This window comes from Jiangella asiatica, from assembly GCF_004349065.1.
Taxonomy (GTDB): domain Bacteria; phylum Actinomycetota; class Actinomycetes; order Jiangellales; family Jiangellaceae; genus Jiangella; species Jiangella asiatica.
The window spans coordinates 33,858-49,980 of sequence record NZ_SMKZ01000003.1; the positions used below are offsets into that span (position 1 = coordinate 33,858).

Genomic DNA, 16,123 nt, shown 5'->3' on the forward strand with positions numbered 1-16,123 from the left:
CTGGACCTTCCCGGCGGTCGGCGCGCTCTCGGGCACGACGACACGTGGTCAATGCCCACGCCAATGCCTGGCCGTGTGTGACCCGGGGAATGTCGGGTCGAGTACGTCGGCATATTCTGGATGAGCATTGACGAATGCTGCCGTGAACGGACAGGAGACGGTGGCGGTCTTTCCTTGCCTGCGCAGTTCATCGAGGACGCCACTGATGAGCCTTCCGGCTATTCCCTTCCCCCGGAACTCGGGGAGCACGGAGGCCGCCATCAGGATGACGCGGTTCCCGACCTGGTTGTAGACGAGCCCAGCCGCTGTCCGGCCCCCGATGGTGGCTTCGTAAATGCCGACGTCGCGGTTGTCGGTGATGGTGAGGTCGTCCGTGTCGGGTGCGATGGCTCCCGACTGGTTCGGGGCGTCAGACTCTTGGTCGGCGCTGGTCAGCGTGACCATGTCCGTGGCGTCGTCTGTCATGTTGGGCTCCTGAATCTTGGGTCTGGTCAGCGATCTGAGGGGAAGCGCCGAGCCTTCTTCGCTCCCTTGCAGAGCCCGGTGAGCAGGCGGCCGTCACCACGCTGCAACGGCGTAACCGACCGGGCCGCGCAGTCGACGCTGATCCACAGGGTCCGGTCACCGTCCCCGAGCTCCTACGGATGAACGCGGATGATGGTCTTTCCCTTGATCCGCTCGGTCGGATTGAAGGCGGCAACGGCATCGTCGAGGTCCGCGATCTGGCCGATGTTCGTCCGCACTCGTCCGTCCCGCACCCGCTGGGCGATCTCACCCAGTTGGGCGCGATCGGAGACCACGACGAAGCCGACCGCCAGGCCCTCGGCGGGACGAGCCTCGGGCGGGCCGGTGACGGTCACCAGCGTTCCTCCGGCTCGGACCAGTCCCGCGGACCGCTTCTGGACGTCTCCACCGATGACGTCGAAAACCACATCGACTCCGCCGACGTCTTCCAGGGCGTCGTTCTCGAGGTCGACGAACTCCTGCGCGCCGAAGTCGAGCGCCGTCTGACGGCCGGAAGCGCGTCCGGTGCCGATGACGTAGGCGCCGGCCTGACGGGCGAGCTGTGCCGCCATCGAGCCGACTGCGCCGGCCGCGCCGTGCACGAGGACGCTCTGCCCCGCCTGAAGGTGGCCGTGATCGAACAGACCCTGCCACGCGGTCAGACCTGTCATCGCGACGCCTGCGCCCACCGTGAAGTCAACATCGCTCGGCAGTGGCGCAAGGTTGCGTGCCTCGACGACTGTGTACTCCGCGAGAGTGCCGTCACGAGTCCAGTCCGTGAGGCCGAACACGCGCTGTCCCACCGACAGGCCGGTCGTCCCGTAGCCGAGGGCGGTGACCACCCCGGCCAGCTCGTGCCCGGGGATCGACGGCGTCCGGTCACGGCCGAGGCGATCGACCCAGGTCGATGGCCACTCCAGCTCATTGCCGGTGAATCCCGACGCATGTACGTGAACGACGACGTCGCCGTAGCTCGCGCCGTCGAGGCTGGCGAGCAGTGCCGCGTCCGGCTCGGGCCGCTCCACGAGCGTCATCCCGGCCGTTCCAGCGGCCTCGTCTGTTACCACGATCGCCTTCATCAGGCACATCTCCCTGTGTCCAATCCTCGCCTGCACGGCTTTCGACCCACCGGCTGTTGGCGGCGCCAAAGCTCGCGCCTTGCCCCGCAGATCGAGCCGGCATCGTGGACGCGGTTACGAAGCCGCGCTCTGGTACCGGCCGTCGTAGCGGACTCCGCTGCGGGTATCGGTGAAGCTGACGCCCACCCGCGCTCCGTTCTCGACGATCCACCGAACCGTGTACGTCGCTCGGTATGTGGGCGGCCAGAACGAAGAGAAGGTGCCGTCACCCGCAACAGACCACTCGCCGGCTGACGGCACGCCTCTCTCGACGTAGGTCGTACGGCCGTCCGCCGTAAACGATTGAGTGGCACCGTCGTGGAACACGAACTGTGCAGCGGTCAGGGCGGCGGTCATGTCCGCCGCGTCGACCAGCTGACCGTCGACAACGTCCGTACCGGAGGGAATCGGGTCCATCGAACTCTCCTGACATCTGGCAAGACGCCGGCCGCCGCCATCTCACGGTGGCGACCAGCTGGGAACAACCTGTCAGCACCCACTCTAAGGACGATATCGTCCGCCTTGAAAGATACCCAGCCGGGCAAACACGCTCCGCACCGGGCCGCTCATGCGCACCGACTGCGCCAAACCCACCGATGACCGGTCGACTCTAGATGGACTATCCAGTCCATCTAGAGTATCGTCACGGGCGTCATCCCACGTGATGTCACCCAGGCGAGCAGCATCTCGTGGGACGACGCCGGCGGCGTGCGGTGCGCACGTGGCTCGATGTCCACGACGACGAGTTCCACAACCCCGCGCGCCCGATCACCGAAGATGGGAGTGAGTGTTGTCTTTTGCTACTCGTGGTTTCGCCGGACACCGGCGTGAACCGGACGACCGGCTCCCGCCCGGGCAGACGCTGGTCCAGCGGTGGCCGGTCCTGTCGGCGGGCCCCACGCCCAACGTGCACACAGACACGTGGGACTTCGTCATCCGCGACGAGAGCGGCACCGAGCATCACTGGAGTTGGGAGCAGCTCCTCGCACTCGGGGTCGAGGACGTCACGGTCGACATCCACTGCGTCACCCACTGGTCGAAGCTCGACATGTCTTGGCGTGGTGTCAGCCTCGACAAGCTCTTCGAGAACGTCGAGGCCGAGTACGACTACGTGATGGCGCGGTCCTACGGTGGCTACACCACGAACGTTCCCCTCGAGGACCTTCTCGACGGCAAGGCGTGGATCGCGATCGAGGCGGAAGGAGAGCCGCTCGACCCTGAGCACGGTGGCCCGGCCCGCCTGCTCGTCCCGCACCTCTACTTCTGGAAGAGCGCGAAGTGGATCCGTGGGCTGACGGTGATGCCCACGAACGACCCGGGGTTCTGGGAGCAGTACGGCTACCACATCTACGGTGATCCGTGGAAGGAAGAGCGCTACTGGTGAGTGCACAGGCAGCCCCACTCCCGCGGACGCGCCATCGACGCCCGGCCTGGCACGTCGCCACGGTCGTCGAAACGCGGCCGGAGACACCGAACGCCGTGCGGCTGGTCCTCGACGTGCCCACCTGGCCCGGCAACGAGGCCGGCACGCATGTCGACGTGCGCCTCACCGCCCCCGACGGCTACCAGGCGACTCGCTCCTACTCGGTCGCCACCTCTGATCGGGGAAGAGTCGTCCTCGGGATCGAAGAGCTGCCCGACGGCGAAGTCTCCCCGTTCCTCGTTCGCGAGGTACGCGCCGGGGACAAGCTCGAGATCCATGGACCGCTGGGCTCGTACTTCCTCTGGCGTCCGGGCCAGAGCAACCGTCCGGTCCAGCTCATCGCCGGCGGATCAGGCGTGGTCCCGCTCCATGCGATGGCCGCAGCCCATGCAGCCGCGTCGGACTCAACGCTGTTCCGTCTCGTCTACTCCGTCCGGACTCCGGCACACGTCTACTTCCGCGACGAGCTCGCCGCACTCGCAGGGCCGTCATTCACCGTCGACTACGTCTACACACGACAGGCGCCGCCGGGCTGGGGAGGGACAGTCGGGCGCCTCACCAGAGATTCGCTGGCCTCGACGACGATCGCGCCGCACGAGCGTCCACGCATCTTCGTGTGCGGCTCCACACGCTTCGCGGAGACCGTCGCGGCTTGGCTGCTCGATCTCGGGCACTCGGCACGCGACATCCTCACCGAACGATACGGAGGCAAGTGATGACCACCCCACTCGACGGCAACGTGCTCGCCGGCGCACTCGCCAACCTGCTCGTGCCAGACCCCACCAACCTGCAAGCCCGGTGCACCAACTGCGGCCAGGTCGCCCCGATCGCCGAGGCCGTCGTCTACCCGGACGCACCCGGCCTCGTCGCACGCTGCCGCACCTGCGATCACGTACTGGCAGCGATCGTCGACGACAAGGACAAGACGTACCTGAGCCTGTCCGGACTGAGCGCCATCGCACTGCCGAAGTGACCGCGCTCACGCCACCGGGATCCAGACGTCGAACGCCCAGGACGAGCTGCGGTCGGAGCTCAACGTCGGCGCGGGTGACCTGGACAAGGAGCCACCGTCCCTGGACGACCTGGAACTGGGCGATGCGTACGGCATCATCCGCATCCCCCGCTTCGGCGACGACTGGGGTGAAGACGGTGGGTGGGTCATTGTCGAGGGGACCAAGCCCGAAGACCTGAAGAACGGCCCCGGCCACTACCCCGAAAGCGTCGACCCGGGCGAGCTCGGGAACTTCGCCATCGCCGCGCATCGCTCCGGTCATGGCAACCCGTTCGCCCCCTTTCCCGACCTGCATGTCGGCGACATCATCGAGATCGAGACAGCGGCCGCAACATACACGTACCAACTCGACGACGCGCCCGACGGAGATAGCAAGGGCAACAAGATTCCGATCGACGCCATGTGGGTGGTCGACCCGGTGCCGGGTGAGCCAGAAGGAACCGAGCCCACCGAGCGTCGTATTCCCCTCACCACCTGTTATCCGCTTTACGGCTCGTCCGAGCGCATGTACGCCACTGGCCTACTCGTCGGAGTCGTAGAACGCTGACAGCACGGTCATGGCGTGCTCCTCCCGCCTCGTAGGGCCGCGACGGCGAGGCCGCGGTGATGGCCGGCAGGCTGAGCGTCGTGGCGGGGATCTTGACGTAGATGTTGGGCCGGCCGATCTCGGTCCACAGGTCCTGGGCCTGCGAGATGGTGGCGTCGGTGTCGTGCGCCAGCCGCGGGTCGACCTCGATGGACACCCGGCCGTCGCCGTTGCCGCTCTGCTCAGCGACCGCGGTGAACAAGTCAGCGGCGTTGCGCACGTCGTCGGTGGTGAACCGGCGTACGGCGCCGTGGGCGTCCTCGCCCGTTTCCGCGGCGGCCCGGATATGGTCGTCGTACAGGCTGCTCTTGCTGATCGCGGTCTGGAAGATCGACGGGTTGGTGGTTACCCCGACGACATGCTTGTTTTCAATCATCGACTTCAGGTTGCCGGTGTGCAGCCGGTCACGGGAGAGATCGTCGAGCCAGATGGCGACGCCTACGGCCGACAGCTGAGCCAATGGTTCGGTGCTCGTGATCGTTGTCTCTCTTTCGCGTCAGGCGCTGACCCCGCCTGGCTCAGGTGAGCCAGGCGCGGTCGACGTTCGGTCGGGCTGAGGCCACTGTCGCGGTCAGCCGGACGTGGCTGCGCGCCTGGGCAGCACCCAGCCTGCGCGCGGGAAGTGGCAGGTGTACCCGCTCGGATACCTCTCGAGATAGTCCTGGTGCTCGGGCTCGGCCTCCCAGAACGGGCCGGCGGGCTCGATGGTCGTCACCGCCTTGCCGGGCCACAGGCCCGAGGCGTCCACGTCCGCGATCGTGTCACGGGCGATCCGCTCCTGCTCTGGGGTGAGCGGGAAGATGGCCGAGCGGTAACTCGTCCCGATGTCGTTGCCCTGACGGTTCAGCGTCGACGGGTCGTGGATCTGGAAGAAGAACGCCAGGATGTCGCGATAGGTCGTCTTCGTGGGATCGAAGACGATCTCCACGGCCTCGGCATGGCCCGGATGGTGGCGATAGGTCGCATGGTCGCTGTCGCCCCCGGTGTAGCCCACGCGGGTAGCCAGCACGCCTGGCTGGCGGCGGATGAGGTCCTCCATACCCCAGAAGCACCCGCCGGCGAGAACGGCCGTCTCGGTGCCCAGGGTGCGCGTGATCTGTCCGGTGTCGTTGATCCCGCTGGTCATGGTGCGTCCTCCTCTGTGCTGGTGGTGCCGGCTCTGTCGAACAGCACTCGATACTCGCCGTAACCCTGCGCCTCGAGCTCGGCGAGTGGGACGAAGCGCAGCGCGGCCGAGTTCATGCAGTACCGCTGGCCCCCAGTATCGGCGGGTCCGTCATAGAACACGTGCCCGAGGTGACTGTCGGCGCCCGCGGAGCGCACCTCTGTACGGATCATTCCCAGCGACCTGTCAGTCTTCATGCGAACGGCGGCGGGCACGATCGGCTTCGTGAAGCTCGGCCACCCCGTGCGGCTGTCGTACTTGTCGGTCGACGAGAACAACGGCTGGCCGGACACCACGTCCACGTAGATGCCGGGCTCATGGTTGTTCCAGTACTCGTTGCGGAACGCAGGCTCGGTCCGGTTCTCCTGGGTGACGCGGTACTGGCTGTCGGTGAGGCGGCTCAGCGCCTCCGGAGTCTTGCTGTAGTCGTGTGGCACGATTCTCCTCTTCACGCGTCGCTGGCTGCGACGCCACTTACAAGAACAGTCCCCGTGTGGGTTTTGGTCCCGGTCGCCGGGAACGTGCAGCGACCGTGGGATCGCGGGAGGGCTAGCTCGAGCCCTCTTCGGTGGGCAGCACCGCGCGCCGCGGCGTCGCTCGCTCCACGCGTCCGCTGCCGGTGGTCCGGAATCATCGAGGGACGCAGGTAGGGCAGAGATGGCTTTCATCGTGACGTCCTGTTCAGCGGATCTGCAGTCAGCAGCCTGGTGTTCAGATGCCGTGCAGGAACTTCGCGATCAATGGCAGGGTTACCGGTTCGATGGTGTGGCCGCCGGGATGTTCGGTCAGGGTGACCTCGGCGCCGGCAGCGTTCATGTCCTCGATGAGCCGCGTGGTCTCTTCCGGGGTGGCCAGCGGGTCCGCCCGGCCGTTGACCACAGCGACCCGTTTACCCTGCGCGACCGCGCTTGTTGGCGGGACCTTGAACGGAACCATGGCGGCCAACAGCACCGCTCCGGCGAGTTTCTCCGGCCGCCGCAGCAGAGTGGCGGAGGCGATGTTCGCGCCGTGGAGAACCCGACCGCATACCAGGAACCGGGTTCGACGCCGTAATGGCATTTCGTGGCGTCGAGGAATTCGGCGAGTTCGTCCACCCTGGCCCGCAGATCCTCCTCGTCGAACACGCCCTCTCGCAATCGGCGGAAGAAGCGGGGCATGCTGTTTTCCAGGACGGTGCCGCGGACCGACAGGATCGGAGCGCCCGGGGCCAGATGTTCGCTCAACGGCAGCAGGTCGTGCTCGTCGCCGCCGGTGCCGTGCAACAGCAACAAGGGCGGTGTCCCGGCGGCACCGGGCATCCATACGTGCGGACGATCCAGCGCGGTCGTCATGCCGTCGCCCTCTCGTCGAGCCCGGGGTTGTTCTCGCTGGGCAAGGACAACGTGGGAAGCATGGCCTCGATCTGTTCGCGGTTCGGTTCCAGCCATGGGGGAGGTTCAGCGCGCGACCCAGTTCCAGCAGCGGCTCGTCAACGGCGAAACCGGGCGCGTCGGTGGCGAGTTCCAGCAGGGTGCCGCCTGGCTCGTGGAAGTAGATCGACCGGAAGTACTGCCGGTCCAGCACGGAGGTGACGCTCGCACCGCGCTCGATGAGTTCCTCGCGCCAGCGCAACTGGGTCTGCTCGTCCGGGGCCCGCCAGGCCACATGGTGCACGGTGCCACCAACGAGCCCGTCTGGAGCCTTGGGGTCTACCAGCACGTCCACGAGCGCGCCGGCTGCACCGTCACCAGCGGCGAATCGCAGCCGGTTGCCCTCGTGACCGGCAGCGTGCAGGCCGAGCTGTTCCATCATCTCGAAGTGCCGCGCTCGTTGTTCGTCGACAGGGTCACCGAGTGCAACCCACGCACACCATGGTCGGCCGGGATAATCCCGTTGTCCCATGGCGCGCGTGGATCGCCCTGCGGGTGGGCCACCAACGCCAGTTCGAGCCCATCGGGGTCATGGAACGTCAGCGCCGCTTCGCCGAAGCGTTCGGCGACCTCGCTCGCCTCGACACCGACGGCGCCCAGGTGGTCGCGCCACCAACCGATCGAGGATGCCGGCACGGAGAACGCTGTCGTGGTGGCCTGCCCGTTGCCATGTCTGCCGGGGACGACGTCCCCGAACGGGAAGAAGGTCATCAGCGTTCCGGGCCGACCCTGCTCGTCGCCGAAATAGAGGTGGTAAACATCCGGTGCGTCGAAGTTCACCGTGGTCTTGACCAGGCGAAGCCCCATCGCGCGCAGGTAGAATTCCGTGTTGCCCTGGGGATCGCCTGCAATTGCTGTCACGTGATGCAGACCGGTCGTCGCGAGTGTCATCAGAACCTCCTCACGTCATTCCGGCGGGGGTGGGTCGGCTGCTTCGTTCTGCTTGATGGCAGAGATCTCGAACTCAAGAATGATCTTGTCGCCGACGAGGACGCCGCCCGCCGCCAGCGGTGCGTTCCAGTCCACACCGAAGTCCGTGCGGCTGACGGTGGTCGAACCCTCGAAGCCGATGCGTTCGGTGCCGAACGGGTCGGTGGCCTGGCCCTCGAAGGACAGCGGGATCGTGACGGAGCGGGTCACGCCCTTGATCGTCAGGTCGCCGGTGACCTCGAAGCCATCCTGGTCGGTCCAGGTGATCTCGGTCGAGGTGAACGTGATGTCCGGGTGCTCGTCCATGGCCATGAAGTCGTTGCTGCGCAGGTGCGCGTCCCGGTCCGGGTTGCGGGTGTCGATGCTGTCGGTCTTGATGGTGAGCTCGACCGTAGAATTCGCCGGGTTCTCGCCGTCCACCCACACACTGCCCTCGAACACATTGAACGCGCCGCGCACCTTGGTCACCATCGCATGCCGGGCGACGAACCCGAACCGGCTGTGCGCGGGATCGATGACGTAGTTGCCGGTCAGCTGCCGGTCGTCGGTCATTGTGGCCATCTGGGGGAACCTCCAACTCGTTGACATGCCATGAGCCGGCGATGTGAGCGCCGGTCAGTTCCTGTGGGTCGGGTACCTGGGCGGGGCACACCCGGCGGGCCGGTCACGCCGGTCGTTCTCGTGGTGCCGCGGCGGCCGTCTCGTCCGGTGCGGCCGTACACGCGGCGATCGGCTCGCCGGCCCCGCGCCGCTGACGGGCGCCGAGGCTGGCGACGACGAACTCAGCCCGCGGGTGCTGCACTGACAGCAGCGACACGATGTCGCGTCCGTAGAACAGCGCCGAGAACCAGACGAGGGCCACCCGGACCTTGCGCTCCCACGTCGGGACGGCCAGCACGTGGTAGCCGCGGTGCATGAGCCAGGCGAGCAGGCCCTTGATGACGATCCGGCGGTACTGGAAGATCCCCTTGCCCAGGCCGAGCGTGGCTACGGTGCCCAGGCTGTGATGCTTGTACGGCTTCACCTTTCGGCCGCGCGCGTCGGCGACGATGTTCTTGGCCAGCCGCTTGCCCTGCCGGACCGCGTTTTGGGCATTCGGCACCGTCAACGAGCCGCCGGGGATCGCCGAGGCGAGGTCGGGGACGGCGGCGTCGTCGCCGGCCGCCCAGGCGTCCGGGATGGCGGCGTACGGGGTGCCGATGCGCAGGTCGGCGCGGACCGGGAAACGGCCGGCCCGGTTGACCGGCAGGTCGGTGTGCCGGGCGACGACGGGGTTGGCCTCGTTGCCCGCTGTCCAGACGAGCAGGTGATTGTCGTACGCCGTGCCGTCGGACAACACGATGTGGTCGTTCTCGGCCGACACCAGGCTCGTGCCGAGGTGGACGCGGGCGCCGCGCTTCTCCAGGTGCCGGACCACCCATCGCGCGGGCTCGTCGCCGACCTCGGGCAGGAGCCGGTCGCGCACCTCGACCAGGTGGAAGCCGAGCTCGTCGGGGCTCAGCTCGGGGTAATGCTTGAGCAGGGCCGTGGCCAGCGAGAGCAGTTCGCCGAAGGCCTCGACGCCGCTGAAGCCGCCGCCCACGACGGTCACCGTCAGCAGCTTGCGCCGCTGCGGCCCGGGCGGCATCGTGGCCGCCTGCTCGAACGCCGTCAGCAACCGATCGCGGGTCGCCACGGCCTCTTCGACGTACTTGAACCCGATGGCCTCGTCTGCGATACCCGGGATGGGAAAGGTGCGGGTCACCGCTCCGGCGGTGATGACGATGGTGTCGTACGGCAGCTCATGCTCGGCGCCGCCGACAGGCCGCACGGTGGCTGTGCGGTGCGCGTGGTCGATATGGACGACGCTGCCGACGATCAGGTGGGTGTGCGGCAGATGGCGACGCAGTGAGACCGCGACGTGCCTGGCCTCGATCGAGCCGGCCGCCACCTCGGGCAGGAACGGCTGGTAGGTCATGTATGGCCGCGGGTCGACGAGCGTTACCGACGCCTCGTCGGTCCGCAGCCTCTTCTCCAGCTTCCACGCGGTATAGAAGCCGGCATAGCCGCCGCCTACGACCAGGATCCTCCGCATGGCTACCTCCTCGAGCGCGACCGCGTGTGGGCCGGCGTAGCCGCCGCCCACGACCAGGATCTTCCGCATCGCTACCTCCTCCAGGGCCACCACATGCGGGCCGGCCGGGCCACGGTCCGGCCGACGTTTGCCGGCGGTCCCACGCGCGCGGGGCTGCGGACGTGGGGGGGACACCCGCAGCCCTGCCGGCACGGAAGCCGGCGTGCCGTTCGAGACGCACGCCGGGATCCGTGGTCAGTTGCGTCCTGCCATGACGCCGCCGTCGACATCGACGATGGCGCCGGTCATCCAGCTCGACTTGTCCGACAACAGGAACGACACCGCGTTCGCGATGTCCTCCGGACTGCCGACCCGCCCCAGCGGGTGGAAGCCGGCGAAGCTGTCGACGGTCTCATCGAGCTTGTCTTCGGGGACGAAACCCAGGTACAGGGGAGTCTTCACGACCGCGGGCGCGACCGCGTTGACCCGGATGCCGTGCGGCGCCAGCTCGATCGCGAGCGCCTTGGTAAACGAGTGCAGGCCGCCCTTTTGTACGGAGTAGCCCGTGTGTGGCGTCGCGGCGATGCCCTGGTGCGCCCACATCGAGCCGATGTTGACGACGGCGCCGCCCTGGCCCCCGGCGACCATGCCCGCGACGACGGTCTGCGTGATGAAGAACAGCGCGCGGTTGAGTTCGTTGTACGAGTCATAGAACGCTTCGTCGTACTCACTGAACGCCTTCGGGATGAAGAAGCCCGCGGCGTTGACGAGCAGGGTCGCGTCGGCGTGCTCGGCGGCGAGCTGCTTGCGGACCTCCGGCACCTGGTCACGGTCGGTCAGCTCGGCCGTGATGCCCCAGGCCTTCCCGTGCTGCGACAACTCCCCGACCACGGCCCGGACCTTGTCCTCATCTCGGCCCGTGATTACAGCGGTGCCACCGCCGACGATGACCCGGTGAGCCGTGGCCAATCCCATGCCGCTGGTGCCGCCGACGACGACGACCTTACGGTCCTTGAAACTCTCACTCATGACAGTTGTTCCTTCCCACTGAAACGCGATTTGTACTGGATAGAGCCCGGTGCCCCGGGAGCAGATGGACGTCCCTGGAGCTCGGCGCCGGTTTGGGCCACATGCCCGGTGTGCGGGTTCCTTCGTGCACGTACGGCTTCGATCGACGCCTTCTGCGGGTGCCTAGTTGCGACCGGCCATGACGCCGCCGTCGACGTTGAGGATGGCGCCCGTGGTCCAGCTCGAGGCCGGCGAGAGCAGGAAGGTGATCGCGGAGGCCAGGTCCCGCGGGGTGCCGACTCGGCCGAGCGGGTGCAGGCTCGCCATCTGCTGCAGTGTGGCTTCTCGCTGGTCGGCGGGAAGCCAGTCGAAATGGGGCGTATCGGTGACGGCCGGAGCCACGGCGTTCACACGGATGCCCGCGGGGGCGAGTTCGATGGCCAAGTTGTGCGTGAGTGCGTGCAGGCCAGCCTTGGCCATCGAGAACGCCGATGACGGTGTCACGGCGAGGGCCTGGTGCGCCCACATAGCGCCAACGTTCACGATCGCCCCGCCCTGACCGCCGGCGACCATGCCCCGGACGACGGTCTGAGTCAGGAAGAACGTCGCCCTGTTGAGGTGGTGATAGGAGTCGTAATCCGCGACGTCGTGGTCGAGGAAGGTCTTGAGCCGGACCAGGCCCGCCGAGTTGACCAGGAGGGTGGCGTCCGCGTGGTTCTCCGCCAGCTGCTTCTGCGCCTCGACGACCTGGTCCCAGTCTGTCAGGTCGGCCGCGACCGACCACGCGCTGCCGGAGCGCGACAGGCTCCCGACAGCGTCGTCGAGTTTCCGACCGCGGCCCACGATCACCGCACTGCCGCCTGCCGCGATCACGTCCTTCGCGGTCTTGAAGCCGATGCCGCTGCTGCCGCCGACGACCACGACCTTACGGCCCTGGAAACCCTCACTCATGACAGTCGTCCCTTCCCATCGGAGCGCGATCTGTGCTGGGTAGAACCCGGTCCCCGGGAAGGGGCACGACGCCGGTGGACTCGGCGCCGGTTGGCCACGACTCGCACAGCTCACCGCTTGCCCAGGCACATAGCCTGAAGACCGAAGGTAGACTCGACGGAACTGGTCGGTCAAGTCCACTTCTGAGTCCAAGCGAGTGTGTGATGTGGACGAGTCGTGAGCCGACTCCCCTCCAGCGGCCGGCGGGCAGGCCGTGATCCAGCTCTGCCTCGACGATGGATGCGGCACGGACATGTCCGTCATACGCGCAGGCTAAGTGCTGCTTAGCCCGGGATCGGCCGCCTCCGGGGTGGCTGGAGTCGTTCCGCTCCCAGAGCCGGCGGCGCCGGGGCGCCCTCGCTTGACCGAGGTCGGGTCCGCACGTTGCTAGGGACTATAGAGTCCATATCCTGGGGCATATCTGGACGGCGACATCGACCTGGAGGCACTGATGGCCAGCAATGAACAAGCAACCGGCCACAGTAGGCACATCGACCACCCACTCCTGGCTGGGCCGGATGCGAGCCGCGAGATGCATCACCGCGTTCACTCGAGCCATGCGGCGCACACGAGCAGCGACGCACCTGCCCGCCACGGTGGCTACGAGACGCACTCCGGCCACAGCCACCCTGGACATGCTGACCAGCACAAGCACGCAGGTCACAGCCCGAAGATGTTCAAGGACCGCTTCTGGCTGTCGCTGGTTCTGGCCATCCCGGTGGTGCTCACCAGCGAGACGATCAAGGACTGGTTCGGCTATCAGCTCGAGTTCGCCGGTGCCGGCTGGGTCGCCCCGCTGCTCGGCACGGCGATCTTCATCTATGGGGGATCGCCATTCATCAAGGGTGCGATCTCTGAGGTGCAGGACCGCCAGCCGGGGATGATGCTGCTCATTGCCATGGCCATCACGGTCGCGTTCGGAGCGAGCTGGCTGGCCCGCCTCGACGTCGTCGATGTCGAAATCTGGTGGGAGATGTCGCTGCTGATCGTGATCATGCTGCTCGGCCACTGGATGGAGATGCGCGCCATCGTCAGCGCCCACAGCGCGCTCGCTGAGCTGACCGAGCTGCTGCCGGACGAAGCAGATCGAATCGCCGACAACGGGGACATCGAAACGGTCCGGGCAGGCGACCTCGCAGTGGGTGACTTCGTCCTCATCCGCCCTGGCGGGCGGGTGCCGGCCGACGGCACGATCGTGACCGGACGGGCCGAGCTCGACGAGTCGACGATCACCGGCGAGTCGAATCCGGTGCGCCGCGGCGAGGGTGATCGCGTCATCGCCGCCAGCGTCGCGGTCGACGGTTCGGTTCGCGTCCGGATCGACGCTGTGGGCGACGACACCGCGCTGGCCGGCATCCAACGCCTGGTTGCTGCGGCTGAGGCCTCGAACTCACGCACCCAGGTGCTTGCCGATCGGGCCGCGGCCGTGCTGTTCTACGTGGCGGTCACCGTTGCCGCGATCACCACCACGATGTGGGCGATCTTGGGCCAGCCCGACGATGCGATCACCCGGTCGCTGACCGTGCTGATCATCGCCTGCCCGCACGCACTGGGTCTGGCGATCCCGCTGGTGGTATCCATCGCGACGTCGAAGTCCGCGCGTCACGGCATCTTGGTCAAGGACCGTCTTGCTCTGGAACGGGTGCATAAGGTCGACGCCGTCCTGTTCGACAAGACCGGCACGCTCACCAAGGGCGAGCACGCCGTCACCGGCGTCGCGGCGGCAGGCGGGGACGAGGACAACCTCCTGGCGTTGGCGGCCGCCGTGGAAGGCGACAGCGAGCACCCACTGGCCCGGGCGATCGTCACGGCTGCTCGCGACCGCGGTCTCGAGGTGCCGCGGGCCGGCGGCTTCGCCTCGATGACCGGCCGTGGAGTAGAAGCGCACGTCGACGATTCGACAGTGGCGGTCGGCGGGCCGGCGCTGCTTCGCGAGCGTGGGCTCGACGTGCCGGACGAGCTGCGGGCCGTGATCGATGAATGGGAGAGCCGAGGCGCGGCCGTCCTGCACGTCGTCACCGACGGGATCGTCGTCGGCGCGGTCGAACTCGAGGACCAGGTGCGTCCGGAGTCGCGCGAAGCCGTCGAGGCGCTGCACAAGCGGGGCGTCAAAGTGGCGATGATCACCGGTGATGCGGAGCAGGTAGCCGAGGCCGTGGCGGCCGACCTGGGCATCGAGGAGGTGTTCGCCGAGGTCCTGCCCGAGGACAAGGACAAGGCGGTGACTGAGTTGCAGGCACGTGGGCACACGGTGGCCATGGTCGGCGACGGTGTCAATGACGCGCCGGCACTGACTCGCGCCGACGTCGGAATCGCCATCGGAGCCGGTACGGACGTTGCGATCGAATCTGCCGGCATCGTGCTGGCCTCGGATGATCCGCGTGGAGTTGTCGCTGTGGCAACGTTGTCGAAGGCGAGCTACCGCAAGATGCAGCAGAACCTGTGGTGGGCAGCGGGATACAACCTGCTTGCCCTTCCGCTCGCCGGGGGTGTGCTCGCCTGGGCGGGCTTTGTGCTGCCGATGGCTGTGGGTGCGATCTTGATGAGTTCGTCCACCATGATCGTGGCGATCAACGCCCAGCTCCTACGCCGAATCGACCTAAGCCCCGCCGCCGTCCAACCCGACCGCCGAGACGAACTCGCACCCATTCGCGTTGCCGTGTTCACCGACGACGACGTCCGAGCTCTCCGCCCACGTAGGCGTCGATGATGCAGCCGCGACCGCCGAGGAAACGGCCGGCCACGAGGGTCTGCGAATGACAGCGGTTCGACCTTCCGACCATGAAACCGGAGTGCAGATGGCCGACGCCTTGAGCGCCGTCATAGACGAGCTGACGTCCGACCCGTCCAACGCGTGGGCACGTGACCTCGGCTACCGTCCGGTGTGGGCCGGGTCCCCGTCCGCCCGGATCGCGATCATCGGCCAGGCACCTGGCCGGCGCGCCCAGGAGAGCGGCATCCCGTGGCACGACGCCAGCGGCGAGCGCCTACGCTCGTGGTTGGGTATCCACGACGACGAGTTCTACGACCCCACGCTGTTCGCCATCGTGCCGATGGACTTCTACTTCCCAGGCAAAGGCAAGACGGGTGACCTGCCCCCGCGCACGGACTTCGCCCCGCGGTGGCATCCGCGCCTCCTCGCCGCGATGCCTCACATCACCCTCCGCGTGCTCATCGGCGCGCACGCGCAGCGGTTCTACCTCGCGGGCCGGGCCAAGGAGAACCTGACCCAGACGGTGCAGTCCTACCGCGAATACCTCCCCGCCGAGTTCCCGCTGGTGCACCCGTCGCCGCTGAACTATCGCTGGCATGCCAACAACCCATGGTTCACGGCCGAAGTCGTACCTGAGCTGGCCCGCCAGGTATCGCCGATCCTGACAGGAGCAACGAGATGACCGATGTGACCTTCACCAACCACCGGGCCGACAGCTCGGCCAACGAGGACCTGGCCAAGCTCGCCCGACACGGCGCCGATGCCTTCGGCTACAAGGCCCAGCTGCGCATCGACCGCCAGCTCGCCCAACTCCTGCGCTTGCGGGTGTCTCAGATCAACAACTGCGTCTACTGCCTCAACCTCCACTACGAGGCGGCACGCGACGCCGGCATCCCCCGACCGTTGATCGACACTCTGACCGCCTGGTGGGAGACAGACCTGCACACCGACGCCGCGCGCGCGGCACTCGCCTACGCCGAGGCGATCACTCGCGTCGCGGATGCGAGCGTCGCCAACGATTTCGGTGCCCGGCACGACGCGCTCGCCGAGCACTTCTCGCCGGAGGAGGTCCTCGAGATCATCGGGATCGTCATCAACATGAACGTCTGGACCCGGCTCAAGATGGCCGAGGGCGCCGTCCCCCGGCTCGCCGAGCAGGCGATGTCGTGAACCCGCTCAGCTGCAGGCCGCGGAACTGTCTGAGGCGGTTGA

At 67.4% G+C, this 16,123-nt stretch carries 18 protein-coding genes and 1 pseudogene; 7 read left to right on the forward strand and 12 right to left on the reverse strand.

What is annotated here, in order from left to right; translation table 11 throughout:
* Window positions 1-48 precede the first annotated feature (48 nt).
* From E1269_RS03295 to E1269_RS03305, 3 genes are all read right to left on the reverse strand, one after another.
* A complete protein-coding gene (locus tag E1269_RS03295) occupies window positions 49-465 on the reverse strand; it encodes a GNAT family N-acetyltransferase (protein ID WP_131891172.1) in 417 nt (138 codons plus the stop codon).
* A gap of 173 nt (window positions 466-638) precedes the next feature.
* On the reverse strand, window positions 639-1,583 hold the full coding sequence (locus E1269_RS03300; RefSeq protein WP_131891175.1) for an NADP-dependent oxidoreductase: 945 nt from the start codon (window positions 1,581-1,583) through the stop codon (window positions 639-641).
* Between the two features lie 114 nt (window positions 1,584-1,697).
* Entirely contained in the window at window positions 1,698-2,039 is a 342-nt protein-coding gene (locus E1269_RS03305) for a hypothetical protein (protein WP_203432843.1), read from the reverse strand.
* Window positions 2,040-2,412: 373 nt separating this feature from the next.
* Here E1269_RS03305 and E1269_RS03310 point away from each other — a divergent pair, with 373 nt between their 5' ends.
* From E1269_RS03310 to E1269_RS34135, 4 genes are all read left to right on the forward strand, one after another.
* Entirely contained in the window at window positions 2,413-3,006 is a 594-nt protein-coding gene (locus E1269_RS03310) for a molybdopterin-dependent oxidoreductase (RefSeq protein WP_131891178.1), read from the forward strand.
* The gene (locus E1269_RS03315) at window positions 3,003-3,761 is read left to right on the forward strand and encodes an FAD-binding oxidoreductase (RefSeq protein WP_131891181.1); all 759 of its coding nucleotides are present in this window, start codon (window positions 3,003-3,005) and stop codon (window positions 3,759-3,761) included. The genes E1269_RS03310 and E1269_RS03315 overlap by 4 nt, the downstream gene beginning before the upstream one ends.
* The gene (locus E1269_RS03320; protein ID WP_131891184.1) at window positions 3,761-4,018 is read left to right on the forward strand and encodes a DUF6510 family protein; all 258 of its coding nucleotides are present in this window, start codon (window positions 3,761-3,763) and stop codon (window positions 4,016-4,018) included. Before E1269_RS03315 ends, E1269_RS03320 begins: the two co-directional genes overlap by 1 nt.
* A 187-nt stretch (window positions 4,019-4,205) precedes the next feature.
* On the forward strand, window positions 4,206-4,604 hold the full coding sequence (locus E1269_RS34135) for a sortase domain-containing protein (protein WP_420810596.1): 399 nt from the start codon (window positions 4,206-4,208) through the stop codon (window positions 4,602-4,604).
* Here E1269_RS34135 and E1269_RS03330 read toward each other — a convergent pair.
* From E1269_RS03330 to E1269_RS03370, 9 genes and pseudogenes are all read right to left on the reverse strand, one after another.
* Window positions 4,525-5,103, reverse strand: a complete 579-nt coding sequence (locus tag E1269_RS03330; protein WP_239000752.1) for a transaldolase family protein — start codon at window positions 5,101-5,103, stop codon at window positions 4,525-4,527. The two genes, E1269_RS34135 and E1269_RS03330, sit on opposite strands and share 80 nt — an antisense overlap.
* Window positions 5,104-5,214: 111 nt before the next feature.
* Window positions 5,215-5,769: a peptide-methionine (S)-S-oxide reductase MsrA gene (msrA, locus tag E1269_RS03335; protein WP_131891189.1), complete on the reverse strand. Its 555-nt coding sequence runs from the start codon at window positions 5,767-5,769 to the stop codon at window positions 5,215-5,217.
* Window positions 5,766-6,245, reverse strand: coding sequence for a peptide-methionine (R)-S-oxide reductase MsrB (gene msrB, locus E1269_RS03340; protein WP_131891192.1), 480 nt, complete (start codon window positions 6,243-6,245; stop codon window positions 5,766-5,768). Before msrB ends, msrA begins: the two co-directional genes overlap by 4 nt.
* A 274-nt stretch (window positions 6,246-6,519) precedes the next feature.
* Entirely contained in the window at window positions 6,520-6,759 is a 240-nt protein-coding gene (locus E1269_RS33265; RefSeq protein ID WP_239000753.1) for an alpha/beta hydrolase, read from the reverse strand.
* Between the two features lie 376 nt (window positions 6,760-7,135).
* Window positions 7,136-8,108: pseudogene (locus E1269_RS34140) on the reverse strand (ring-cleaving dioxygenase).
* A gap of 15 nt (window positions 8,109-8,123) precedes the next feature.
* Window positions 8,124-8,708, reverse strand: coding sequence for a YceI family protein (locus E1269_RS03355; protein WP_131891195.1), 585 nt, complete (start codon window positions 8,706-8,708; stop codon window positions 8,124-8,126).
* Window positions 8,709-8,811: 103 nt separating this feature from the next.
* Window positions 8,812-10,221 (reverse strand): NAD(P)/FAD-dependent oxidoreductase, encoded by a 1,410-nt coding sequence (locus tag E1269_RS03360; protein ID WP_131891713.1) that lies wholly within the window; start codon window positions 10,219-10,221, stop codon window positions 8,812-8,814.
* 234 nt (window positions 10,222-10,455) lie between these two features.
* Window positions 10,456-11,229 (reverse strand): SDR family NAD(P)-dependent oxidoreductase, encoded by a 774-nt coding sequence (locus E1269_RS03365; protein ID WP_131891198.1) that lies wholly within the window; start codon window positions 11,227-11,229, stop codon window positions 10,456-10,458.
* Between the two features lie 162 nt (window positions 11,230-11,391).
* Entirely contained in the window at window positions 11,392-12,159 is a 768-nt protein-coding gene (locus E1269_RS03370; protein ID WP_131891716.1) for an SDR family NAD(P)-dependent oxidoreductase, read from the reverse strand.
* Between the two features lie 571 nt (window positions 12,160-12,730).
* On the opposite strand from E1269_RS03370, the gene E1269_RS03375 reads away from it, so the two are divergent.
* From E1269_RS03375 to E1269_RS03385, 3 genes are all read left to right on the forward strand, one after another.
* Window positions 12,731-14,908, forward strand: coding sequence for a heavy metal translocating P-type ATPase (locus E1269_RS03375; protein ID WP_420810597.1), 2,178 nt, complete (start codon window positions 12,731-12,733; stop codon window positions 14,906-14,908).
* A gap of 88 nt (window positions 14,909-14,996) precedes the next feature.
* Window positions 14,997-15,593 (forward strand): uracil-DNA glycosylase family protein, encoded by a 597-nt coding sequence (locus E1269_RS03380; protein WP_131891204.1) that lies wholly within the window; start codon window positions 14,997-14,999, stop codon window positions 15,591-15,593.
* Window positions 15,590-16,081 (forward strand): carboxymuconolactone decarboxylase family protein, encoded by a 492-nt coding sequence (locus E1269_RS03385; RefSeq protein ID WP_131891207.1) that lies wholly within the window; start codon window positions 15,590-15,592, stop codon window positions 16,079-16,081. Before E1269_RS03380 ends, E1269_RS03385 begins: the two co-directional genes overlap by 4 nt.
* Window positions 16,082-16,123: the final 42 nt, after the last annotated feature.

What these genes read in the sequence shown, in the direction of transcription:
- E1269_RS03295 (WP_131891172.1), bottom strand. Translation starts at nt 465, where the DNA reads ATGACAGACGACGCCACGGACATGGTCACGCTGACCAGCGCCGACCAA.
- E1269_RS03300 (WP_131891175.1), bottom strand. Translation starts at nt 1,583, where the DNA reads ATGAAGGCGATCGTGGTAACAGACGAGGCCGCTGGAACGGCCGGGATG.
- E1269_RS03305 (WP_203432843.1), bottom strand. Translation starts at nt 2,039, where the DNA reads ATGGACCCGATTCCCTCCGGTACGGACGTTGTCGACGGTCAGCTGGTC.
- E1269_RS03320 (WP_131891184.1), top strand. Translation starts at nt 3,761, where the DNA reads ATGACCACCCCACTCGACGGCAACGTGCTCGCCGGCGCACTCGCCAAC.
- msrA (WP_131891189.1), bottom strand. Translation starts at nt 5,769, where the DNA reads ATGACCAGCGGGATCAACGACACCGGACAGATCACGCGCACCCTGGGC.
- E1269_RS03355 (WP_131891195.1), bottom strand. Translation starts at nt 8,708, where the DNA reads ATGGCCACAATGACCGACGACCGGCAGCTGACCGGCAACTACGTCATC.
- E1269_RS03360 (WP_131891713.1), bottom strand. Translation starts at nt 10,221, where the DNA reads ATGCGGAGGATCCTGGTCGTAGGCGGCGGCTATGCCGGCTTCTATACC.
- E1269_RS03365 (WP_131891198.1), bottom strand. Translation starts at nt 11,229, where the DNA reads ATGAGTGAGAGTTTCAAGGACCGTAAGGTCGTCGTCGTCGGCGGCACC.
- E1269_RS03370 (WP_131891716.1), bottom strand. Translation starts at nt 12,159, where the DNA reads ATGAGTGAGGGTTTCCAGGGCCGTAAGGTCGTGGTCGTCGGCGGCAGC.
- E1269_RS03375 (WP_420810597.1), top strand. Translation starts at nt 12,731, where the DNA reads ATGCATCACCGCGTTCACTCGAGCCATGCGGCGCACACGAGCAGCGAC.
- E1269_RS03380 (WP_131891204.1), top strand. Translation starts at nt 14,997, where the DNA reads ATGGCCGACGCCTTGAGCGCCGTCATAGACGAGCTGACGTCCGACCCG.
- E1269_RS03385 (WP_131891207.1), top strand. Translation starts at nt 15,590, where the DNA reads ATGACCGATGTGACCTTCACCAACCACCGGGCCGACAGCTCGGCCAAC.